The sequence below is a fragment of the Amycolatopsis sp. NPDC114504 genome (assembly GCF_055633595.1).
In genome coordinates this window covers 127519-150694 of the sequence record NZ_JBVKDU010000001.1, presented here as the reverse complement: position 1 = coordinate 150694, position 23176 = coordinate 127519, and the positions used below count along the sequence as shown (strand labels likewise).

Sequence of the window (23176 nt, the reverse complement as noted above, 5' to 3'; positions counted from 1 at the left end):
AGGCTAGAATAAATGCGAATCAAAGTCACGTTCAGGTTTGGGGTGGTGGATGCCGCAGCGGGTTCCGCGTCAGGCCCGGGCCCGGGAGAAGCTGGCCCGGGTGCTCGAGGCCGCCGACCGCCTGCTCGCGGCGGAGGGTGTCGAAGCGCTCACGACGACCCGGGTCGCCGCCGCGGCCGGCGTCTCCGTCGGCGCGCTGTACCAGTACCTGCCGGACCGCGACGCCATCACCGAGGCGCTGGCCGACGGCTATCTCGCCCGCCTCGAAGACCTCATGACCGCCTTCGCCGACCAAGCGGCGAAGGAGACCTGGGAGGACCCCGTCGGCCTGCTGGTCGACGCGTTCGCCGCGCTCTACCGCGCCGAACCCGGGTTCCGTGCGCTGTGGCTGGGCCGCGGGCTCACCCAGGCGACGCGGGAAGCCGACGTCGCGCACAAGCGCGTGATGGCCGCCGGGGTGCACCGCGTGCTCGTCGCGCAGGGCCTGCTCCGCGACGACGCCGAGGCCGCGACGGCGTGCCGCACCGCGTTCCTCGCCGCCGACGCGGTGATCCAGGAGGCGTTCCGCGCCGATCCCGACGGCGCCGACGCGCTGCTCGACCCGCTGAAAGAGATGCTGCGGGCTTACCTGGAGCGGCTCGTCTAGGCTCGCGGGCATGCCCGACACGCAGTACGAAGACCTGCTCCGCCACGTCCTCGACACCGGAGCCCGCAAGGCGGACCGCACCGGCACGGGCACGCGGTCGATCTTCGGGCACCAGCTGCGCTACCGCCTGGCCGACGGATTCCCGCTGGTCACGACGAAGAAGGTCCACTTCCGGTCGGTCGCGTACGAGCTGCTGTGGTTCCTGCGCGGCGACGGCAACGTCGAGTGGCTCCAGGAGAACGGCGTCACGATCTGGGACGAGTGGGCCGCACCGGACGGCGGCCTCGGACCGGTGTACGGCGTCCAGTGGCGGTCGTGGCCGACCCCGGACGGCGGGCACATCGACCAGATCGCCGAGGTGCTGCGCACGCTGCGCGAGAACCCGGACTCGCGGCGCATCATCGTGTCGGCGTGGAACGTCGCCGACATCCCCCGGATGGCGCTGCCGCCGTGTCACGCGTTCTTCCAGTTCTACGTCGCCGACGGAGAGCTGTCCTGCCAGCTGTACCAGCGCAGCGCGGACCTGTTCCTCGGCGTGCCGTTCAACATCGCGAGCTACGCGCTGCTGACGCACATGATCGCCGCCCAGGTGGGTCTCGCGGTCGGCGACTTCGTGTGGACCGGCGGCGACTGCCACATCTACGACAACCACGAGGAGCAGGTCCGCAGGCAGCTGGCCCGCGACGCGCGGCCGTTCCCGACGTTGAGCTTGAAGGAGGCGGACAGCCTCTTCGACTACACGTACGACGACATCGCGCTGGACGGGTACGACCCGCACCCGGGCATCAAGGCCCCGGTGGCGGTGTGATCGGGCTGGTCTGGGCGCAGTCGTCGAACGGAGTCATCGGCCGCGATGGAACGCTGCCGTGGCACCTTCCGGAGGATTTGAAGCACTTCCGGACGCTGACGTCGGGCGCGACGGTCCTGATGGGACGCCGGACGTGGGAGTCGTTGCCGCCTCGGTTCCGGCCGTTGCCGGGGCGGCGCAATCTGGTGCTGTCGCGGACGGCTCAGGAGGGCGTGGAGACGTTTTCCGAGTTGGCTGCGGCGGTCGCGGCAGTGTCGGACGATGTGTGGGTGATCGGCGGTGCGGCGGTTTATGGGGCGGCGCTGCCGTTTGCGGACCGGATCATGGTGACGGAGATCCGGGAGACCTTCGAGGGTGACACGCGGGCGCCTGAGGTGGGTCGTGTGCCGGACTCCGTGGGGGAGTGGCAGGAGTCTTCGGGTGGGCTGCACTATCGGTTTCTGAGCTGGGGTTGAGCCTGGCTCGGGACTGCGGCTGTGTCGATCATCGGGGCGCTCAACCGACCGTCGGTAGTGGCGAGGGCGACGGCGGGGATGGGGGTGCCGTCAAGGGTTCGGCTCGGTGCGAGGGCGCGGGCTCGTTTGACCACCGTCTCGGCGGCTGACTTCGGGACGTCGGCGAGGTGCTCGAAAAGCCGTGCGGCAGAACGGTATCCGAACAGCTCCATGACACCGCGCGACTCGATCTCGACTAGCAGCGAACCAGGCGCCAACCGACTTTCCTCCCTTGACGCCCAACCCCAGGGGGTCAACAATTCACCCGTACCACAGAATGTTAACGCTAACACACTCGACGACGAAGTCGGAGCGATGCCATGAAGCTGCGCCAAGCGATGTCGGTGCTCCTACTACTAGCCGGGACCCTCCTGGGAACCAGCACCGCAAACGCAGCCGAAGCCCCGACGACACCACCAGCGATGGGCTGGGCCTCCTGGAACTCCTTCGCCGCCAAGATCGACTACAACGTCATCAAAACCCAAGCCGACGCCCTGGTGTCGAACGGCCTGAAAGACGCCGGCTACACCTACGTCAACATCGACGAAGGCTGGTGGCAGGGCACCCGCGACAGCGCCGGGAACATCACCGTCGACGAAACCGAATGGCCCGGCGGCATGAAGGCGATCGCGGACTACCTGCACGGCAAAGGCCTGAAAGCCGGCATCTACACCGACGCCGGACGCGACGGCTGCGGCTACTACTTCCCGACCGGCCGCCCCGCGGCGCCCGGCTCCGGCAGCGAAGGCCACTACCTGCAGGACATGCTGCAGTTCCAGCGCTGGGGCTTCGACTTCGTCAAGGTCGACTGGTGCGGTGGCGACGTCGAAGGCCTCGACCCGGCCAGCACCTACCGCGCGATCAGCGACGCCAACAAGGCCGCCACCGCGCAGACCGGGCGCACGCTCACGCTGTCGATCTGTGACTGGGGCAAGAAGAACCCGTGGAACTGGGGCCCCGGCACCGCTCCGATGTGGCGTACCAGCACGGACATCATCTACTACGGCCAGACCGCGACCCTCCCGCAGGCGCTGACCAACTTCGACCAGGCGCAGCACCCCGTCTCGCAGCACACCGGGTACGTCAACGACCCCGACATGCTCACCGTCGGCATGCCCGGGCTGACCGCCGCGCAGGGCCGGACCGAAATGGGCATGTGGGCGGTCTCCGGTGCGCCACTGCTCGCCGGCAACAACCTCGCGACGATGACGGCGGAAACGGCGAACGTCCTGAAGAACCGGGAGGTCATCGCCGTCGACCAGGACGCACGCGGGCTGCAAGGCGTCAAGGTCGCCGAAGACGCCGCCGGGCTCCAGGTCTACGGCAAGGTCTTGAGCGGCGTCGGCAAACGCGCGGTGCTGCTGCTCAACCGGACGTCTTCGGCGGCGACGATGACCGCGCGCTGGACCGACCTGGGGCTCACCCCGAGCGAAGCGAAGGTGCGGAACCTCTGGGCCGCCGCCGACAAAGGCAGCTACGCCACCGGGTACAGCGTGAGCGTCCCGGCCAACGACTCGGTGCTGCTGACCGTCCAGGGCACCGACGTCGCACAGTCGAGCGGGACCACCGCGGCCGCCACGGGGCTGGCCGTCGCGACCTTCACCTACAGCGCGTCCACCTCGCAGACGTCCACGCTCGCGGTGAACGGCCAGCAGCCGACCGTCGTCGCCTTCCCGGCGACCGGGGGAGTGGCCAAGACCGTCTCCGCCGTCGTCTCGCTGGGCAAAGGCACGAACACCCTGACGTTCGGAGGTGCCCAGCCGCACCCGACCAACGTCTCCATCCTGCCCCTGCCCGGCACCGCCGGCGTCCAGGTGGTCGGCACGCAGTCGAACCGCTGCCTCGACGTCGACGACAACAGCATCGCCAACGGCGTCCGGACCCAGCTGTGGGACTGCGCCGCGGGACCCAACCAGACGTGGACGCCGGCACGCGGGCAGCTCGTCGTCAACGGCACCAAATGCCTGGACGCTTACAACAACGGCACGACGAACGGCACCGCGGTCGTCATCTGGGACTGCAACGGTCAGCGCAACCAGCAGTGGACCTTGAACGCGAACGGCACCATCACGAACGCGTTGTCCGGGCTGTGCCTGGACGCGAGCGGTGCCGGCACCGCGAACGCCACGAAGACCATCCTCTGGGCCTGCGGCGGCGGGGCCAACCAGCAGTGGACCCGGCGGTGACCTACGCGGTCGAGTCGCGGATCACCAGCCGGCACGGCCGCGTGTGCCGGCCGGGTGACGGCGAGCCGTTGATCGCCGCCAGCAGCAGGTCGGCGGCGGTCCGCCCGAGCGCCTCCAGTTCCATGTCGACGCTCGTCAGCGGCGGCTGGCAGGCCAGCGCCATGACGTCCCAGTTGTCGAAGCCGACCAGCGCGACGTCGTCGGGGACGCGGCGCCCGGCCGCCTGCAGCGCGTCGGCGACGCCGCGGGCGATCTGGTCGCTGCCGCAGAACACGGCGTCGAACGGAGAACCCGCGCCGAGCAACATCCGCACTGCCTGGCGGCCCCACGCCTCGCTCCACTCGCCGAACATCGGCGCGGCGACGAGCTCCAGGCCGTCCGAGGCGAGCCGCTCGACGGCCGCGGTCGCGCGCACGGTCGCCGAGTTGTGGTGCTCGGGGCCGGTGACGTGGGCGATGCGCCGCCGTCCGGTGGCCAGGAGGTGCTCGACGGCCTTGCGGGCGCCACCCGCCTCGTCCGGCACCACGGAGCAGTCGTGCGGGTCGGCCGAGCTGATGAACGCGTACACGACGGGGATGGGCAGGGCCGCGCCGATCGGCGGCCGGGCCTGGGTCCGGCGGCCGGTGACGATGATGCCGTCGACGCGGCGCGACAGCAGCGTGCGCAGGTAGTACTGCTCGCGGATCGGGTCGTCGCGGGCGTCGCAGAGGAAGACCGACATCTCGCCGGCGCCCAGCGCGTCTTCCGCGCCCATCATCAGCGGGATGCTGAACCGGCCGATGGTGTCGGTGGTGATCATGCCGACGGTGTAGGTGCGGCCCGAGTTGAGCGTGACGGCCGCGCGGTTGGGCTGGAAGCCCAGCTGCTCGGCGGCGGACAGCACGCGCTGCCGGGTCTCCGCGCGCAGCGACCCGCGGCCGTTGAGCGCCTTCGACGCGGTGCCGACCGAGACGCCGGCCAGCAGCGCGACCTCGCTGATCGTGGCCGGCTTGGTCACGTTTCCGGGAGTTTCCGAAAGTTTCCTCGGGGGCATGGTGGAACAGTACCTCCCCTGCGGCGAAATGGGTGCTTGACGTGCCTGTGTGAGGAGCATAACTTGATTCGGCAACCGGTTTCCGAATTTTCCTCTTCGACGTTCACAGGTGGCGGCCTCCCGTTAGGAGAGTCGATGACTTCGCACATCCGAACCAGGGTCGTGGCCGCAGTCGCGGGCGTGCTCGTCCTCGCGGCCTGCCAGAGCGGGCCGGCCGGACCGGCGGCGGGGGACACCGCCGGCGTCGACGACGGCACCACGATCACCATGTGGACCCGGTCGCCGACGGCCACCTTCAGCCAGACGCTGATCGACGCCTACAACGCGAGCCACAAGAACAAGGTCAAGCTGACCGTCTTCCCGGCCGACTCCTACCAGCAGAAAGTCGGTACGGCGGCGGGTGCGCGGCAGCTGCCGGACCTGCTGGCCGCCGACGTCGTCTACGCGCCGAACTACGCGGCCAAGGGCCTGTTCCTCGACCTCACCGACCGCGTGAACCAGCTGCAGTTCAAGGGTTCCCTCGCCCCGGCGCACATGAAGGCGGCGACCTTCGAGGGCAAGCACTACGCGGTGCCGCACGACATCGACCTGTCCGCGGTCTTCTACAACAAGGTCCTCTTCACCCGCGCCGGGCTCGACCCCGCGAAGCCACCGGCCACGCTGGACGAGCTCGCCGCGGCCGCCCGCAAGATCGCCGCGCTCGGCGGGGACGTCAAGGGCTACTTCTTCGGCGGCGCCTGCCCGGGCTGCCAGCTGTTCACCACCTGGCCGATGATCTGGGCCTCCGGCGGCACGGTGCTCAACGACCAGGGCACCGCGGCGACGCTCGACAGCCCGCAGGCCGCGCAGGTCTACTCGTGGCAGCGGCAGCTCTACACCGACGGGATCGTGCCCACCTCGGCGAAGAACGAGTCCGGGCCGACGTGGACCCAGCCGTTCCTCGACGGCAAGATCGGCATCCAACCGATGGGCGCGACCGCGTTGCAGGGCATCAAGGAAGGACCCGGCCTCCAGGTCGGCGTCGCCCCGATCCCCGGCCTGACCGGCGGCAGCTCGTCGTTCGTCGGCGGGGACGTCGTCGGGATCGGCAGCAACAGCGCGCACGCCGCGGCCGCGTGGGACTTCATCGCCTGGACGCTGTCCGACCAGGCCCAGGTCGACGTCGTGGCGAAGAGCAAGAACATCACCGTCCGCTCCGACCTCGCCGACAACACCTACGCGAAGCAGGACCCGCGGCTCGGCGTGTTCAACCGGCTCGCCGGCCAGGGCCAGACGCCGATCTCGGTCAACTTCGGCAAGACGTTCAACGACACCAACGGTCCCTGGACGCAGACGGTGATCGATGCGGTGTTCGGCGGTGGTGACGTCGGCGCGATCCTGAAGCAGCACAACGCGGCCGTCACCGAATCCCTCGCCGGCGGCAGCTGACGATGGTGTCGCTGTTGTCCTCGCGGGCACCGGCGCCGGAGACCCCGGCGCCGGCACCCCGCCGCCGCGGCTCGATCGCCCGGAACCGGCGCCGGCTGGGGATTGCCTACGCCGCCCCGATGGCGGTGCTGGTCGTCGTCTTCTTCGTCATCCCGCTCGTGCTGATGCTGTGGATGTCGGTCAACCACTGGCCGCTGGTCGGCGTCTCGGCGCCCAACGGCGTCGAGAACTACGACGCGCTGTCCGATCCGCTGTTCCTGCGCGCGGTCGGGTTCACGGTGAAGTACACGCTGGTCACGACCGTGGTGCTCGGGGTCGTCGCGTTCGGGCTGGCGCTGCTGGTCCAGCACGACCGGCCCGGCACCGGCGTGGCCCGCACGGTGTTCTTCCTGCCCAGCGCGGTCGGGCTCGCGTCGACCAGCCTCCTGTTCTATGGCCTGTTCAACACCGACTCGTCCGCGCTCAACCACCTCGTGGACGCCCTCGGCTTCGGCCGCGTGGACTGGCTCGGCTCGGGTGGCGGCGCGCTCGCCTCGACCGTCGGGATGATCACCTGGCGCTTCGCCGGCTTCTACATGCTCATCCTGATGACCGGCCTGCAGAGCATCGACCCGGCGCTGTACGAGGCCGCGCGCATCGACGGCGCCACCCGGTGGCAGATCCTCTGGCGGGTCACGCTCCCGCTGCTGCGCCCGACGCTCGCGCTCGCGGCGGTGCTGTCGCTGACCGGCTCGCTGCTCGCGTTCGACCAGTTCTTCATCCTCACCGGCGGCCGGCACGACACCGCCACGGTCGTCATCGACATCTACCGCGAGGCGTTCCTGTCGCAGGACCTCGGCCGGGCCGCCGCGGTCTCGGTCGCGACGCTCGCCGTGCTCATCGTCCTCAACGTCGCCCAGCTGCGGCTGATCCGCCGGGAGGGACGGTGATCCGGAACGCGGGCCGATACGTGACGAGCGCGGCGCTGGCCGTGTTGTTCCTGCTGCCGCTGCTGTGGACGCTCTACTCGTCGCTGACCGGGCGGGAGGCCGGCGACTCCGGGACCGACAACTACCGGCGGCTCGCCGGCTACGGCATCGGGCTCGGCACCTACCTGCTCAACACGACCGTCGTCGCGCTGGTCGCGGTGAGCGTCACCGTCGTGACGACCACGCTCGGCGGCTACGCCATGGCCCGGCTCGCCTTCCCCGGGCGCAACCTGCTGTTCCTGGTCACCCTGGCCATCCTGATGGTGCCGTACACGACGATCCTGGTGCCGCTCTACATTCTCCTTGGCTGGCTCGGCCTGCAGAACTCGCTGATCGGGCTCGGTCTCGTCATGGCCGTGCTGCAGCTGCCGTTCGGGCTGTTCATGATGCGCAACTCCTTCGAAGCGCTGCCGGTCGAGCTCGAGGAGGCGGCGCTGATCGACGGCTGCTCGGTCGGCGGCGCGCTGCGCCGGGTGCTGCTGCGCGGGGTGCTCCCCGGCGTCGTCACCATCGCGCTGTTCTCGTTCCTGGCGGCGTGGAACGAGTTCGTCGCGCCGCTGATCTTCCTCACCGACGGCGAGAAGTTCACGCTGCCCGTCGCCCTGTTCAACCTGCAGTCCGGCAGCCTCGGCTCGGTCGACTTCGGGGCCCTGCAAGCGGGAGTGGTGGTCTCCGCCCTCCCGTGCGTGGCGGTCTTCCTCGTCCTGCAGCGGTACTACGTCCGCGGCTTCACCTCGGGAGCCCTCAAGGGCTGAACCCTCCACCGGCGCGACAGGAGCACTCGATGACCGAACGCATCCTCGGCCCCGCCCACCCCACGTCCGCCGCGACGTCGGCCCTGCGGCCCCTGTTCCTCGGTGCGGTCACCTTCGCGCCGGACAGCCTCTTCGGCGCGTGGCAGGAGCGCAACGCGACGCGAAGCCTGCCCCACTGCGTCGACCACCTCGACTCCGCCGGCGCGCTGGACAACCTCCGGCGCGTCACCGGCGAGGTCGAGGCCGGCCGTCGCAACATGTGGTTCTCCGACTCCGACGTCTACAAGACCCTCGAAGCCGCCGCCTGGCAGCTCGGCCGGACCCCGGACGACGCCGAGCTGCGCGCGTTCCTCGACACCACCGCCGCGCTGGTCGCGAAGGCGCAGGGGGAGGACGGCTACCTGAACTCGTACTTCGCCGTCGACAAGCCCGAGCTGCGGTGGCGGGAGCTGCACTGGAGCCACGAGCTGTACTGCGCGGGCCACCTGATCCAGGCCGCCGTCGCCGCCGCGCGGGCCGGGGTGGGCGCCCAGCTCGTCACGGTCGCCCGACGCTTCGCCGACTTGATCGTCGAACGGTTCTCGACTGTCGATGACGTCGACGGGCACCCGGAGATCGAGACCGCACTGGCCGAGCTGTACCGGGTGACCGGGCACCGGCCGTACCTGGACCTGGCGAAACGGTTCCTCGAGCTGCGCGGGCGCGGCCTGATCGACGGCGAGCGGTTCGGCCCGCGGTACCTGCAGGACCACGTGCCCGTCCGGGAAGCCGACGAGGTCGCCGGGCACGTCGTGCGCCAGCTGTACCTGCTGGCCGGCGTCGTCGACGTCGCCGTCGAGACCCGCGACGAGGAGCTGCTCGACGCCGCCCGCCGCGTCTGGGCCGACGCGTTCGGTGCGAAGACCTACCTCACCGGCGCGCAGGGTTCCCGCCACCGCGACGAGGCGTTCGGCGACCCGTACGAGCTGCCGCCCGACCGCGCGTACGGCGAGACCTGCGCCGCGATCGCGAGCTTCCAGGCGAACTGGCGGCTGCTGCTGGCGACCGGCGAGCGCCGGTACGCCGACGAGATGGAACGCGCGCTGTACAACGTGATCGCCGGCTCGACCGCGCTGGACGGGACGCACTTCTTCTACTCGAACCCGCTGCACCTGCGCACCGGCCACGACGGCTCGCACGAGGACGCGCCGTCGCAGCGGCTGCCGTGGTACTCGTGCGCCTGCTGCCCACCCAACCTCGCGCGGCTGGTCGCGTCGCTGTCCGGGTACGTGGCGACCACCGACCACGGCGGCCTGCAGGTGCACCTGTATGCCGCCGGGACACTGCGGACCACTGTGGACGGTGCCGACGTCCAGGTCGTCACCCGCACCGAGTACCCCTGGGACGGCCGGGTCGAGCTGACCGTGACGACGGACGTTCCGCTCACGCTGGCGCTGCGCATCCCGGGCTGGGCGTCCGGCGCGCTGGTCGACGGCGAGCCCGCCGACGTCCGCGACGGCTACGCCGAGGTGCGCCGCGACTGGTCCGACGGCGCCACAGTGACCCTGGACCTGCCGATGCCTGCCCGCGTCGTCCGGCCGCACCCGCGGATCGACGCTGTGCGCGGCTGCGTCGCCGTGACGCGCGGACCGCTCGTCTACTGCCTGGAGCAGGCCGACCTCCCGGACGGCGTCACGCTCGAAGACGTCCGGATCGACCCCACCGCGCGGCTCGCCGAGGGACGGCTCCCGGACGTGCCGGTGACCCTCACCGCGCGAGGCTCCGTCGAGGTGCCCGCGTCCGACGAGCTGTACGGCGCCGGTGCCAGCGGCCCCGGCGAGCCGGTCGAGCTGACCGCGATCCCGTATTTCCTGTGGGGCAACCGGACTCCCGGCCCGATGCGGGTCTGGATTCCGGTCGCCACCACGGAGTGACCCCGTCCCCGACAAGATCGAGGTACCCGATGTCACGACGCACTCTCGCACTGCCGATCGCCCTGCTCAGCGCCCTCGCGGTGGTGGCGCCGGCCCAAGCCGCCGGGCACACCCTCGTGGTGAACGCGGCCGCGCCGTTCCGGCCGGTCACGCACGCCGCCGCCGGCGGCCTCTACGCGCTGGCCGAGAACAGTCGGCCCGCTGATTCGACCCTGCTGCCCCTCAAGCTGAACACTCTCACCCAGCCGCCGCCGGACGTCGGCCAGAAACCGAACGGTCAGCCGCCCGGCGGCGACGCGCTGAAGATAGCGCCGCAGGCGGACCGCGTCGGTGCCGCGCAGGTCATCCGGATGCCGGACATCTACCCGGACTTCCCGTACAAGTGGGTGAGCTGGGACGACTGGCTGTCCAAGGTGGACACGATGGTCTCGAAGCGGCTCGCCGCCACGTCGGTGAGCAACGTCGCCGCGTGGGAGATCTGGAACGAGCCCGACGGCACCTGGAACACCGCGGCGGCCGGGGACTTCAACGCCGGCTGGGCGCGGACGGTCCAGCGGATCCGGACCCGCGACACCGTCACCCCGGTCGCCGGGCCCGGGTACTCGTCCTGGAACACCGACCGGATGCGGACGTTCCTGACCGCGGCCAAGAGCACCAACACCGTGCCGGACGTCGTCGTCTGGCACGAGCTGGGCCACAGCAGCGCGTCGATCGCGGCCGACGTCGCCGCGTACCGGTCGCTGGAATCGTCGCTCGGCATCAGCGCGCGGCCGATCTTCATCAACGAGTACGCGTGGACCGACGAGGTCGACGTGCCCGGGCGCGTCGCCAACTACGTCTCGAAGCTCGAACGAGCCGGGGTGGCGGCCGCCGACCGGGCGTTCTGGTACGAGTACGGGACCGTGAACGGCCTGGTCGTCAACAACACCCAGCCGACCGGGACGTGGTGGCTCTACAAGTGGTACGGCGACATGGCCGGGTCGATGGTGAGCACGACCCCGCCCGCTCAGTCCGGGTTGGACGGATTCGCTTCCTATGACTCGACGCGCAAGCGGGTCGACGTCGTCTTCGGTGACGAGTCGGGCACCAACTCGGTGCGGGTGACCGGGCTCAGCGGCACCGTGCGCGTCACGCTGGAGTCGACACCGTCGTCGGGGCGGTTCACGGCGGTGCCCGCGCCGACGACGATCTCGACGTCGACCTACACCGTCTCAGGTGGACAGATCACCGTGCCGGTGGCGAACATGTCCGCGACCAGCGCGTACCACCTGGTGGTCGAGCCGACCAGCGGTACTTATCAGCAGCGCTACGAAGCCGAGAACGCGTCGGTGTTCCGCGCGCAGCGGCTGGCGAGTTCCACCGCGTCCAACGGCGGTTACGTCGGCCGCATCGACAACTCCGGTGACCCGCGCAGCGACAGCTACGTCGACTTCGTCGTCAACGTCCCGAGCGCCCGCGCCTACACGATGACCCTCGGGTACGCGAACGGCACCGGAGCGACGTCGACCCAGGGGCTGGCCTACAACAGCGGCGGCTGGTCGACGGTCAGCTACCCACCGACGGCGGGCTGGGGCCAGTTCGGCACGGTTTCGACGTCGGTGAGCCTGCACGCGGGCTACAACACGATCCGGCTGGCCAAGGGCGCGCCGTTCTTCGCCGGCGGCACCGGTTACGCCGAGCTCGACTACCTCCAGCTCACCTGACCCCACATCGTCCCGGCGCCATTCGGCCGGCTCGGGGTGAACACGACGGTGTCCGGCGCGGAAGCCAGGCCGCCGAGGGTGCGGGACTTGCGCATGGTGATCGTCGCGTTCTACGTCGTCGTGGCCAGCTCACAAATAGCATCGGAAGAAGGAACCGAGCGACGCGCGGGTCGGACACCATCGTCTCGGCGGTGGTGAACCCGCCCGCGGAGTGGCCGAACATGCCGATCCGGGTCAGGTCGAGCGACAGTCCGGCGGGGAGATTTCCCGTCCGGGACAGGGAGTCCAGCTGGTCGAGGACGAACCGGATGTCCGCCACCCGCGTGGCGATCAGCTTCCTGCCGTCGGTGCCCGGCGGCAGCGCCCGCCGTTCGACGCGACCGCCGGGGAACTCCACCGCGGCCGGTTCGTGCGTGTGGTCGACGGCCACCGTCACATAGCCCTCGCTCGAGAGCTGCTCCAGCTGCGCTGTGCCGACCGAGCGCGGGTACTTCGCGCTGGGGGAGTAGAGCACGACGGGCCGCCGTCCACCGGCCGCGGGCGCGCCGGTGCGGGCGTGGGTGGGGAACGTGTAGTCGAGGCGGTCCGGGGAGATGCCGAGCTGCGCGGCGTCCTCTTCGGACACGAGCTTCGCGGCACCCGCCCGCAGGTAAGGCGCTTTCGGGCCGCTGCCGGGCCGCGCCGGGTACCGGACAGTCACCATCAGCTCCCGCGTCGTGCCCGCGACCCACGGGTCCGGCCGAGCGTGGTCGACGAGGTGGAGTTCGGTGCTGCCGACGGCGTACGGCCCGGTCGGCGCCGGAAGGCCGAGCCGGGCCGGAGTGGCCGAAGCGGCGGAAGCCGTGGTGATCAGGAGGACGCCGGCCAGCCCGGCGGCGAGGGTTTTTCGCATGGTTTGACCGTATTGACGCCGAGGTGCCGCGCCATCGGGACGATCACCGATTTCTTCCCGGTCAGGGTAGGGGCGACGCGAGGCGGCCCCGGGGGAGGTCGTCCCCGGGGCCGCGCTCAGCTTCGGGTCAGAAGCCGTAGATCTTTTCGTAGACCTGCTGCTGGTTCGTCGCCGCGAGGCCGTTGGCCCACAGCGAGTTCACCCGGCTGCGCTCGGCCGAGTTCGGCACCGCGTTGGTGCAGGACGGGCCGGGGCCGCCGCCGGACATCAGTTCCGAGCACGGACCCGAGTAGTGGTCGGGCAGCCCGAGCGCGTGCCCGGTCTCGTGCGCCGCGATGCGGGTCGGGTTGTACTGGCGGGCCTGGGTGTAGTCGATGAAGATGGTGCCGCTGCCGTGCCCGTTGGTCGAGGCGTAGGACCCGCGGGGGTCGTTGCCCTCGGTGTAGCGCAGGCTCGCGCCGGAGTTGCGCTCGACCAGTCTGACGTTGGTGACGCTGCGGTTCCAGTTGGCGGCACCGGCGTTGATCACCGAGCGGAACGACGGTGCGCTGGCGGTGCTGTAGTAGACCGTCGTGACGGCGGCTTCCTGCTGGGTGGAGGCCGGAGCGGCGGACGCGGTGCCCGCGGCGATCGGCGTCACGGCCAAGGCCATGGCGACAGCGCCGGCCAGGGCGAACTTCCTCGACATCGGAAGACTCCTCGTGGGGGACGGGGATTTGCCGGATTTGCGCGCGCTGTCGAAAATTTACCGGTTGTTCGCCTTCACCGGAGCCGACTTCCGTAGGGCGGTGCGAGTGGTGATTTCCCAATACTCACTGCGGGTTGACAAACGCCGGTGCGCGGTTCAGGCGTCCAGCGTCAGGTCGATGAGCTGCTGTTCCAGCTTCCGCGCCGCGGCCACCTCGAGGCCGACGCCCCACAGCGGCGCGGTGCTCGCCCCGTCGGCCGCGGCGACCACCAGCGTGACGACGTGGCCGGGGAGGCCGTCGTCGTGGAGGTCGCGTTCCCAGCGCTGGGCGTCCGCGCGGGCGAGCTCCGCGATGTCGGGGATCGAGATCAGCTGGGCGATCAGCGCGATGTTCTCGCGAATGGCGATCTCGTCGTACGACGTGTCCAGCGACGCCCGGATGTAGGCGCGCGTCAGCCGGCCCGGACGGGTGTCCGCGGGGTCGAGGGCCGCCAGCACCTCGGCGCGGTAGGTGTCGAGGATGTCCTGCGCGAGGGCGCGCACGAGCGCGTCCTTCGCCGGGAAGTGGTACAGGAGCCCGCCTTTCGACACGCCGGCGGCCTTGGCGATGTCGTCGAGCGACGCCGAAACGCCCCGCGTGCGGATGGCCGTCCCGGCCGCGTCGAGCAGCGCCCGGCGCGTCTCTTCGGGGCTGCGCCCGGCTTTTCGAGGCATGCTCAGTCCTTTCCGGACGGAATGGTACGCCAGGCGATCACCGCGGCGACGGCGGTGACAGCGGCGGCCGCCAGCGACGTCACCTGCATGGCACCGGTGAAGGCCTCCCGGGCGGCGTGCGCGAGCTCCGACCCCGGGTCGAGCACCGTCGCCGCGGACGCCAGGGAGTCGCGCGCCCGCACCGGGATCGGGCCGGCGGGCAGGGAAGCGCGGTAGACCACCGTGACCAGCGACCCGAGGGTCGCGATGCCCAGCGCCGCGCCGAGTTCGTACGCCGTCTCGGAGATCGCCGACGCCGAACCGGCCTTGTCCCGCGGGACGGCCGACAGCACCGAGTCGACGGTGAGCGTCAGCGCGAGTCCCACCCCGAGCCCGACCGGGACGAGCGTCAGGCCCAGCCACCAGTACTGGGGGAGCGGCTCGGCGACGGCGACCAGCGCGAGGCCCACCGCGGCGACGGTGAGCGCCGCGGCGACGGCCCGTCCCCGGCCGAGCCGCCGGACGACCACGCCGACGGCGGCCACGACGACGATCGACGCGAGCGTCGCCGGCATCTCCGCGAACCCGGCCCGCAACGGCGAGAAGCCGCGGACGAGCTGCAGGTACTGGGAGAAGAAGAACAGCAGGCCCATCAAGGCGAAGACGGCGATGAAGCTCGCCAGGACGGCACCGGTGAAAGCCCCGTTGCGGAACAGGGTGACGTCGATCAGCGGCGCGGCCGTCCGCCGCTGCCGGCGGACGAACAGGACGCCCGAGACGACGCCGACGGCGGCCGCGACGGCCACCCGCGCGTCGATCCCCGAGCCGACGGCGTGCTTGACCGCGTAGACCAGCGGGACGATCGCGGCCATCGACAGCCCGGCCGAGAGCACGTCGAAGCGGCCGGGGTTCGGGTCGCGCGACTCCGGCAGCAGGAACGCGCCCGCGACGAGGAAGACGAGGACGATCGGCACGTTGATCAGGAACACCGAGCCCCACCAGTAGTGCTCGAGGAGGGTGCCGCCGACGAGCGGGCCCAAGGCGATGCCGCCGCCGGAGCCGGCCGACCAGACCGCGATGGCGCGGGTGCGCTCGCGCGGGTCGGGGAACATCGTGCGGATGAGCGACAGCGTGGACGGCATGATCGTCGCGCCCGCGACCCCGAGCAGCAGCCGGGCGACGACGAGCACGCCCGCGGTGGGGGAGAAGGCCGCCAGCGCGGACGCCAGCCCGAAGGCCGCGGTGCCGATGAGCAGCACCCGCTTGCGGCCGAACCGGTCGGCGAGGTTCCCGGCGGTGACCAGCAGGCCGGCCAGGGCGAGGGAGTAGATGTCGCCGATCCAGAGGATCTCGATCGCGGTCGGCGCGAGCTCGCGGGTGAGCGAGGGGACGGCGAGGTAGAGCACGGTGCCGTCGACCGCGAGCAGGAGCACGGCGCCGACGAGCACGCTCAACGCGGCCCACCGGTGGCGAAGGGGGCTTTCCAGGGTCGGGGGATGGACGCTCATGCGAGTTACTATACCGTCTGGACGGTACAGTAAGCAGCTTGAAGTGAGCCACCGCACGGAGGGGTGTGGCGTCAGCTGTCTTGCTGGAGGGCCGGTCCGCGCCGCGCGAGCTCTTCCGCGAGGATGAGGTTGACGTGCACCGAAGCGTGTCCCAGCACGCGCCGCGCGGCGGCGAGCGCGGTCAGGGTGACGAGGACGCTCGTCCCGACGAGCAGTCCCCCGACGGTGTCACCGGGAATCACGGCGGCGACGGAGGCGGCCACGAGAACGGGCGGCCACCACGGGGCGGGGACTGCGTGCCGCGGACGCCGTGACCCGGCTCGCGTGCGCTGCCGATGCAGGGCCATGTCGCCTCCGCTCCGCCGTCGGGTGGGCTCAACATCATGACTGACCGGCTCGTCCGGGTTACCGGGTATTCGCGTTCCGTACACGATCGCCCGAAATCTCCGTCTAACGGCCCAATGGCGTGTGCGTTCGGTGTCCGGGCGGGACGTGGACATCACCACATCGGGGCTCGAAGTCTGGTGGATCAAGTGTTAGCCGGAGGTGCTTAGGATGGAGGGAGGAGGTGGACATGACGTCGGAGGAGCTGATGATCGAGTTCGCCTTGACGCGCCTGGACCACCCCGACCTGGACCTCGAGGACCTGGCGGCGCTGGTGGTGCGTCGGGGCGGGCCCGAACGGGTGCTGGAGTTCGCGTCGGAGAACTTGGCGGAGCGAGGGGAGCTGCGCGGAGCCCTGTTCCCGGCGGCGGTCGAGCACGTGCTGCGGGTGGTGCTCACGTTGCGTGGGCCTTCGGACTAGCTCGCGGGGCTGTGCTGCTGGGCGGGTTGCCGCCCGTTCGGGGACATGAGTGGTCGGTCGCGGGCCGGCGTGACCGGTCGTTCTGCCTGCTGGGGCAGTGCAGCGCTGGGGTGACCGGTCGTTCTCCTAAGCCCCACCCGCGGCCCGCCGCAACCCGCGGCGGTCGAACACCAGCTCCCGAGCCGTCCCCAAGGCCGTCGCGATCGCCCCCGCCAGCACCGCGTCCTCGCCCAGCTGCCCGGCCACGATCTCCGGCACCACCGGCACCGTCGCGGCCAACGCCGCACGCATCGGCGACGCAAGCAAATCCGCGTTGCCCCCGATCCCGCCGCCGAGCACGATCAGCCGTGGGTCGAGCACCGCGGTCACCGCCGCCACCACGTAAGCCAGCTTCTCCGCCTCCTCCGCCACCACCCGCAGCGCCACCGGATCGCCGCTCCGGGCCGACCGGAACACGTCCTTCGCCGACCGCGCCGCCAATCCCAGCGAACGGGCCGCCTCCACCACCGCCTGGCCCGCCGCCGCCGTCTCCATCGGGCCCGGCCGCCGAGCGCCCGCGCCAGATGGCAGGGGGCCGAACGGCAAGTCCGCGATCTCGCCCGCCGCCCCATGGGCTCCGCGGAACAGACGGCTGTCCACCAGTACGCCCATGCCGATCCCCGTGCCGACCGTCAGGCACACCAGCACGTCCACGCCCAGCGCCGCCCCGAGCGCGTGCTCGCCCACCGCGCACAGGTTCGCGTCGTTCTCCACCACCACGTCCGAACCCGCGCCGGCCAGGGCCGCGACCAGTTCGTGCAGCACCCCTCGCCGCTCCCAGCCCGGGAGGTTCGGCGCGCGGTGGACCGTCCCGGTCGCCGGGTCGGGGACGCCCGGGGTGCCGACCACCGTCGACACCACGTCGTGCGAGGCCAGTCCGGCCGACACCACCGCCTTTTCGACGGATTCGCTTACGGTACGCACCAAAGCGCTCGCGGAGCGGCACCGGTTGGGCGCGTCGAGCCGGGCGACGATGCTGCCTTCCAGGTCGGCCACGGCGATGCGGATCGCCCGCCGTCCGATGTCGACGCCGACGACGTGGCCCGCGTCCGGCGCCGCCCGGTAGACGACCGCCGCGCGGCCCGGGCCGGCCAGGCTGTGGCCAGTGGTCCGGACCAGTCCGTGCTGCTCGAGATCGAGGAGCGCCTGTCCCACCGTGGGTTTCGACAGTCCCGTCGCGGCCGCGATCTGCGGGCGCGTCGCTTCGCCCTGCCCGCGCAGCCGCTCCAGCACCAGCCGTTGGTTCAGCGCCCGCATGCTCGCCGGAGTTCCGACCTGCGGCCCGATTTGCCCCACCAGATCCTCCTGTGTTGCCGCAAGTTTATCCACGGAACTCTTCCGGCTCCGCACGTTCTATGTTAAGAAACTTTACTAACTACTAGACGGAGGCACGTCGTGAGTTCACCCACTCGCCCAGGGGAGCCGCAACCCGCCCTTGAGCGCAAGATCGGCCCGGTGCAGGCCACCGCGATCAACATGACCCAGATGTGCGGTATCGGCCCGTTCGTCACGATTCCCGCCATGGTCGCCACGATGGGCGGCCCGCAGGCGATGTTCGGCTGGATCATCGGGGCGATCGTCGCGCTGGCCGACGGGCTCATCTGGGCCGAACTCGGCGCCGCGATGCCGGGCGCCGGCGGCACCTACCTCTACCTGCGCGAGGCGTTCCAGTACCGCACGGGACGGTTGATGCCGTTCCTGTTCGTCTGGAGCGCGGTGCTGTTCATCCCGCTGATCATGTCCACCGGCATCATCGGGCTCGTCCAGTACCTCGGCTACCTGATCCCCGGCGTCACCGACGACGCGGGCACGACGCCACTGGGCAAGATCATCGGCGTCGGCGTCACGCTCGTCATCGTGGCCGCGCTGTTCCGCAAGATCGGCCAGATCGGCAAGCTGACGACGGTGCTGTTCGTGGTCATGCTGGTCGCGGTGCTCACCACGATCGTCGCGGCGTTCTCGCACTTCAGCGGCGCGCAGGCGTTCGCCTTCACCCCGGGCGCGTTCAGCTCCGCCGGCGAAGGCACGTTCTGGGGCGGCCTCGGCGCCGGCCTGATCATCGCGATCTACGACTACCTCGGCTACAACACGACGGCCTACCTCGGCGGTGAGGTGCAGAAGCCGGGCCGGACGATCCCGCGGTCGATCCTCTTCTCGATCGTCGGCATCATGAGCCTCTACTTCCTGCTGCAGGTCGGCGTGCTCGGCTCGGTCCCGCTGGAGGAGCTGAAGACCGCCACCTCCGTCGCCTCGACCGTGCTCGAGCAGGCGTGGGGCACCGCGACGGCGAAGGTCGTCACGGTCTTGATCGTCGTCGCGGCCGTCGGCTCGGTGTTCGCCGGGCTGCTCGGCGGCTCGCGCGTCCCCTTCGAAGCCGCGCGGGACAAGGTCTTCCTGTCGATGTTCGGCAAGCTGCACCCGAAGCTGAACCTGCCGACCGCCGGCGTGCTCACCATGGGCGCGATCACCATCATCGGCTCGCTGTTCACGCTGACCGACGTCATCAACGCGGCCGTCGCGACCCTGGTGATCATCCAATCGCTGGCGCAGGTCGCCGCGATCGTGACACTGCGCCGCCGCCAGCCGAACCTGAAGCGGCCGTACCGGCAGTGGCTCTACCCGGTGCCGACGATCGTCGCGCTGGTCGGCTGGGTCTACATCTACGTCTCCGCGACCTGGCTCTCGATCGGGCTGTCACTGGGCTGGATCGCCGTCGGCGCGATCGCGTACCTGGTCTACGCCAAGGCCGAGAACACCTGGCCGTTCGGACCCAAGGAGATCAAGGAGGCCTTCGCCTCCACCGAGACCGAAGGGGCTCAGGCATGACGAAGAAGCTCGCGGCGCTGGCCGCGCTGCTCCTGGTGCCGGGGGTGCTGAGTGTCGCCCCGCCGGCGTCGGCGCAACCGGAAACCGCCCGGCCGCACGGCCTCAGCACGATCGGTGCGCAGGGCTGGCAGGTGCTCACCACCGCGAACGTCAAGGACGGCGGCGACAAGGTCTCGACGCCCGGGTACGCCACCCGCGGCTGGCTGCCGGTGAAGCCGGACGACGCGGGCGCGCCCGGCACCGAGATCAACGCCCTGGTGCAGAACGGCAAGTGCCCCGACGTCTTCTACTCCGACAACATGCGCAAGTGCTTCGGGTACGTCGACAAGGTCGGCCCGGTCGTCACGAAGCCGTTCTCCGACCCGTGGTGGTACCGCGCCGACTTCACCCCGGACATCAAGGCGGGCCAGCACGCGAAGCTGACCATCCCGGGCATCGTCGGCGAGGGCGACGTGTGGGTGAACGGCAAGCTCGTCGCCACGAAGGACATCGTCAGCGGCGCGTTCGCCGGGCACACCTTCGACGTCTCGAAGCTCGTCAAGCCGGGCAAGAACACCCTGGCGATCAAGGTCTACCCCAACGACCCGCTGAAGATGTACACGCTCGACCAGGTCGACTGGGGCCAGATCCCGCCGGACAACGACACCGGCATCCAGTTCCCGCCGACGCTGCAGGTGTCCGACGCGCTGACCGGCGACAACGCGCACGTCGTGCAGGACAACGCCGCCGACCTGTCCAGCTCGAAGCTGACCGTGAAGGTCGACGTCACCAACGACGCGCCGGCCGCGCAGACCGGCGACGTCGCCGCGACCGTCACCTCGCCCTCGGGCACGCCGATCGTGGTCAAGCAGCGCGTCACGATCCCGGCGAACACCAAGCGGACCGTGACCTTCGCGCCGATCAAGATCAGCAAGCCGCAGGTCTGGTGGCCGTACTCGATGGGCGACCAGCCGCTGTACACGCTGAGCACCGCGGTCTCGCAGGACGGCGTGCTGTCGACGTCGTCCAAGAGCACCTTCGGCATCCGCACGGTGACCTCGCGCCTGGTCGGGAAGTCCGTGCCGCTGCCCGAGGGCGCGCGGCAGTTCACGATCAACGGCAAGGACTTCGTGTTCCGCGGCGGCGGCTTCGCGCCGGACCTGTTCCTGCGCTACGACTCCGCCGACACCGCGCACCAGATCGCGCTGATCAAGAACATGGGCCTCTCCGGCGTCCGGCTCGAGGGCCACGACATGCCGCAGGACTTCTACGACCAGGCCGACCGCGCCGGGCTGCTCGTCATCGGCGGGTTCCTGTGCTGTGACGCCTGGCAGCCCGAGGACGCCTCGACGCTGACCGAGCGCGACTACCGGATCATGCACGACTCGGCTTACACGATCGCGCAGATGGAGCGGAACCACCCGAGCGTCTTCAACTACGGCTGGAGCGACAACGAGCCGGTGCCGCGCCAGGAGTCCGAGACGCTGAAGGCGTTCAAGGAAGCCGACTTCCAGGTGCCGGTGATCGCCTCGGCGGAGTACAAGAGCACGCCGACGCTGGGCAACTCGGGGGAGAAGGAAGGCCCGTACGACTGGGTCCCGCCGTCCTACTGGTACGACACCTCGCACTTCGACGCCGAGGACTCGTCGCGGACCAACGCCGGTGGCTCCTGGGGCTTCGCGAGCGAGCAGAGCGCCGGGCACACCGTGCCGACGCTCGACTCGATCAAGCGGTTCCTCTCGCCGGCCGAACAGGCGAAGCTGTGGCAGGACCCGGCCTACAACCAGTACCACGCCAACTTCGAGCCCGACCACGGCGGCTACGCGTTCGGCACGCTGTACACGCTGGACCAGTCCATCACGCAGCGGTACGGGAAGTGGAACTCGCTGAAGTCCTATGTGGACCTCGCGAACATCGCGAACTACGAGAACACGCGCTCGCAGTTCGAGGCGTTCCTGCACCACTCGACGGACCGGGCGAACCCGTCGACCGGCGTCGTCTACTGGCAGCTGAACAAGGGCTGGCCGACGCTGCTGTGGTCGCTCTACAACGACGACGGCGACCAGGCGGGCGCGTTCTTCGGCGCCAAGAAGGCGAACAAGCCGCTGCACGCGATCTACGGCTACGACAACGGTTCCGTGACCCTGGACAACCTCGGCGCTTCGACGCAGTCCGGGCTTTCGGTGCAGGCCCGCGTCCTCGACACCGCGGGCAAGGTCCTCGACGACCAGACGGCGTCCGGGCTCTCGCTGGGCTCGCAGGGCGTGAAGACCGGTGTCCTCAAGCCGAAGGTGCCCGCCGAGACGAAGGCGCCGGCGCCCGCGCAGGTCTACTTCGTCGAACTGCAGGTGAAGCAGGGCGGGAAGGTCGTCGACCGGAACGTCTACTGGCTCTCGACGCAGAAGGACGTCGTCGACTGGGGCAAGACGCTGGGCAACCCGCAGGCGACGCTGTCGCAGTACAGCAACCTGCAGGCCCTGCAGAACCTGCCGAAGTCGCAGGTCGGCGCGGTGGCGTCGACGCGCGCGAACGGCGGCGACCTCGTCTCCACGGTGACCGTGACCAACACGTCGAAGACGCCGGGGGCGGCGTTCTTCCTGCGGGCCGACGTCCGCCGCGGCACGCCGGACGGGCACGAGGGACCGGGCGACAACCAGCTCGCGAACGCGACCTGGGACGACAACGACATCACGCTGTGGCCGGGCCAGTCGCAGACGCTGACCGTCACCTACAAGGCGTCCGACCTGCGGGGCGCGGTGCCGGTGATCAGCGTCGACGGCTTCAACACCGGCCGGATCGTGGTGCGGGCGGCCGGCGGGTACGGCCACCACGGGGAAGCGGCCGTCGCGCCGCGGATCGAGGGGACTCGGGAGTGACAGAGGAACGGATTCTCGGCATCGACTTCGGCGGCACGAAGGTGGCGCTGGGGCTCGCCGACCGCGACGGGACCCTGCTGGCCACGTGCCGGCTGGACACCGACGCGCAGGCGGGGGCCGATCAGGTGGTGGTGCGGGCGCTCGCCGGGGCCAAGGCGCTCTTGGCCGACGCGGGCGTGACGCCGGCCGCGATCGGTGTCGTCAGCCCGGGGATCGTGCTGCCGGACCGGATCCTGCTGGCACCGAACGTGCCGGGCTGGGAGGAGCTGCACCTGGCGGAGCTGGTGGCCGCCGAGTTCCCCGGCGTGCCGATTTCGGTGGGGACCGACGCGAAGGCGGCGGCGCTGGCGGAGTGGCGCTGGGGCGCGCTGGCCGGGGCCGACCCGGCGGTGTTCCTCTCGCTGGGCACGGGCATCGCGGCGGCGGTGCTGGTCGGCGGGCGGTTGCTGACCGGCGCCAACGGAGCTGCGGGCGAGATCGGGTACAACCTGCTCTCGCCGCAGGACACCGAGGGTTTCGCAAGCGGAGCGGCGCCGCTCGAGGAAGCCGTCGGTGGGCGTGGGCTGGGCGGCCGGGCGAGTGATCTGCTCGGCCGCCCGGTCACCGCGGGCGAGCTGTTCGCACTGGCCAAGGAGAACGTCGAGGCCAAGGAACTGGTGACGGCGGCGCTCGACGAGCTGTCGATGCACGTGGCCAACCTGGCGATCATGCTGGACCCGCAACGCATCGCCGTCGGCGGCGGGCTGGTCCGGTCGGCCGACGTCCTGCTGCCGGCGCTGGCGGACCGGCTGGCGCACGCGGTGCCGTTCCCGCCGGAGCTGGTGTCGGCCCGGTTCGACCAGGACGCGGCGCTGCTGGGCGCGGTGGCGCTGGCACTGGGCGGATAGTCCTCCGGGTGGCGTGCCGGTGCCCCGACCCGGTGCGCCACCCGGTTTC

The 23176-nt window shown here is 70.6% G+C and carries 20 protein-coding genes; 13 read left to right on the top strand and 7 right to left on the bottom strand.

From position 1 onward, the window contains the following. Positions 1-49: 49 nt before the first annotated feature. From ACZ7PG_RS00790 to ACZ7PG_RS00775, 4 genes are all read left to right on the top strand, one after another. Positions 50-646, top strand: coding sequence for a TetR family transcriptional regulator (locus tag ACZ7PG_RS00790; RefSeq protein WP_470236987.1), 597 nt, complete (start codon positions 50-52; stop codon positions 644-646). A gap of 10 nt (positions 647-656) precedes the next feature. Further along, the gene (locus ACZ7PG_RS00785) at positions 657-1454 is read left to right on the top strand and encodes a thymidylate synthase (protein ID WP_470236986.1); all 798 of its coding nucleotides are present in this window, start codon (positions 657-659) and stop codon (positions 1452-1454) included. Then, positions 1451-1909: a dihydrofolate reductase gene (locus tag ACZ7PG_RS00780; protein WP_470236985.1), complete on the top strand. Its 459-nt coding sequence runs from the start codon at positions 1451-1453 to the stop codon at positions 1907-1909. Before ACZ7PG_RS00785 ends, ACZ7PG_RS00780 begins: the two co-directional genes overlap by 4 nt. Positions 1910-2370: 461 nt before the next feature. Then, on the top strand, positions 2371-4134 hold the full coding sequence (locus ACZ7PG_RS00775) for a ricin-type beta-trefoil lectin domain protein (protein WP_470236984.1): 1764 nt from the start codon (positions 2371-2373) through the stop codon (positions 4132-4134). Position 4135: 1 nt separating this feature from the next. Here the strand turns inward: ACZ7PG_RS00775 and ACZ7PG_RS00770 are convergent, their stop codons facing one another. Beyond that, complete coding sequence (locus tag ACZ7PG_RS00770) at positions 4136-5131, bottom strand: LacI family DNA-binding transcriptional regulator (RefSeq protein WP_470236983.1); 996 nt, start codon at positions 5129-5131, stop codon at positions 4136-4138. A 171-nt stretch (positions 5132-5302) separates the two neighbouring features. Here ACZ7PG_RS00770 and ACZ7PG_RS00765 point away from each other — a divergent pair, with 171 nt between their 5' ends. Genes ACZ7PG_RS00765 through ACZ7PG_RS00745 form a run of 5 tightly spaced genes read left to right on the top strand, consistent with a single transcriptional unit; the run spans position 5303 to position 11934 of the window. Then, positions 5303-6595 carry an ABC transporter substrate-binding protein gene (locus tag ACZ7PG_RS00765; RefSeq protein WP_470236982.1) on the top strand — a complete coding sequence of 431 codons (1293 nt, stop codon included), beginning with the start codon at positions 5303-5305 and terminating at the stop codon, positions 6593-6595. Positions 6596-6597: 2 nt separating this feature from the next. Next, positions 6598-7524, top strand: a complete 927-nt coding sequence (locus ACZ7PG_RS00760; RefSeq protein ID WP_470236981.1) for a carbohydrate ABC transporter permease — start codon at positions 6598-6600, stop codon at positions 7522-7524. Then, positions 7521-8318, top strand: coding sequence for a carbohydrate ABC transporter permease (locus tag ACZ7PG_RS00755; RefSeq protein ID WP_470236980.1), 798 nt, complete (start codon positions 7521-7523; stop codon positions 8316-8318). The genes ACZ7PG_RS00760 and ACZ7PG_RS00755 overlap by 4 nt, the downstream gene beginning before the upstream one ends. Positions 8319-8347: 29 nt before the next feature. Further along, complete coding sequence (locus tag ACZ7PG_RS00750; RefSeq protein WP_470236979.1) at positions 8348-10231, top strand: glycoside hydrolase family 127 protein; 1884 nt, start codon at positions 8348-8350, stop codon at positions 10229-10231. Between the two features lie 29 nt (positions 10232-10260). Beyond that, positions 10261-11934, top strand: a complete 1674-nt coding sequence (locus tag ACZ7PG_RS00745) for a carbohydrate-binding protein (protein WP_470236978.1) — start codon at positions 10261-10263, stop codon at positions 11932-11934. On the opposite strand, the gene ACZ7PG_RS00740 is transcribed toward ACZ7PG_RS00745, so the two are convergent. The 5 genes from ACZ7PG_RS00740 to ACZ7PG_RS00720 form a co-directional block, all read right to left on the bottom strand. Continuing rightward, complete coding sequence (locus ACZ7PG_RS00740; protein ID WP_470236977.1) at positions 11927-12826, bottom strand: alpha/beta hydrolase; 900 nt, start codon at positions 12824-12826, stop codon at positions 11927-11929. The genes ACZ7PG_RS00745 and ACZ7PG_RS00740 overlap by 8 nt on opposite strands. Before the next feature lie 127 nt (positions 12827-12953). After that, on the bottom strand, positions 12954-13514 hold the full coding sequence (locus tag ACZ7PG_RS00735; RefSeq protein WP_470236976.1) for a snapalysin family zinc-dependent metalloprotease: 561 nt from the start codon (positions 13512-13514) through the stop codon (positions 12954-12956). 156 nt (positions 13515-13670) lie between these two features. After that, complete coding sequence (locus ACZ7PG_RS00730) at positions 13671-14228, bottom strand: TetR/AcrR family transcriptional regulator (RefSeq protein WP_470236975.1); 558 nt, start codon at positions 14226-14228, stop codon at positions 13671-13673. A 2-nt stretch (positions 14229-14230) separates the two neighbouring features. Continuing rightward, positions 14231-15715 (bottom strand): MFS transporter, encoded by a 1485-nt coding sequence (locus ACZ7PG_RS00725; RefSeq protein ID WP_470236974.1) that lies wholly within the window; start codon positions 15713-15715, stop codon positions 14231-14233. Positions 15716-15786: 71 nt separating this feature from the next. Continuing rightward, positions 15787-15978, bottom strand: coding sequence for a hypothetical protein (locus tag ACZ7PG_RS00720; RefSeq protein ID WP_470236973.1), 192 nt, complete (start codon positions 15976-15978; stop codon positions 15787-15789). A 311-nt stretch (positions 15979-16289) separates the two neighbouring features. On the opposite strand from ACZ7PG_RS00720, the gene ACZ7PG_RS00715 reads away from it, so the two are divergent. Further along, complete coding sequence (locus ACZ7PG_RS00715; protein ID WP_364615465.1) at positions 16290-16520, top strand: hypothetical protein; 231 nt, start codon at positions 16290-16292, stop codon at positions 16518-16520. A gap of 126 nt (positions 16521-16646) precedes the next feature. Here the strand turns inward: ACZ7PG_RS00715 and ACZ7PG_RS00710 are convergent, their stop codons facing one another. Continuing rightward, complete coding sequence (locus ACZ7PG_RS00710; RefSeq protein ID WP_470238974.1) at positions 16647-17816, bottom strand: ROK family protein; 1170 nt, start codon at positions 17814-17816, stop codon at positions 16647-16649. A gap of 138 nt (positions 17817-17954) precedes the next feature. On the opposite strand from ACZ7PG_RS00710, the gene ACZ7PG_RS00705 reads away from it, so the two are divergent. Genes ACZ7PG_RS00705 through ACZ7PG_RS00695 form a run of 3 tightly spaced genes read left to right on the top strand, consistent with a single transcriptional unit; the run spans position 17955 to position 23127 of the window. Beyond that, on the top strand, positions 17955-19385 hold the full coding sequence (locus ACZ7PG_RS00705; protein ID WP_470236972.1) for an APC family permease: 1431 nt from the start codon (positions 17955-17957) through the stop codon (positions 19383-19385). Beyond that, positions 19382-22240, top strand: a complete 2859-nt coding sequence (locus ACZ7PG_RS00700; RefSeq protein ID WP_470236971.1) for a glycoside hydrolase family 2 protein — start codon at positions 19382-19384, stop codon at positions 22238-22240. The genes ACZ7PG_RS00705 and ACZ7PG_RS00700 overlap by 4 nt, the downstream gene beginning before the upstream one ends. Beyond that, entirely contained in the window at positions 22237-23127 is an 891-nt protein-coding gene (locus ACZ7PG_RS00695; protein ID WP_470236970.1) for an ROK family protein, read from the top strand. Before ACZ7PG_RS00700 ends, ACZ7PG_RS00695 begins: the two co-directional genes overlap by 4 nt. The last annotated feature ends 49 nt before the right edge of the window (positions 23128-23176 follow it).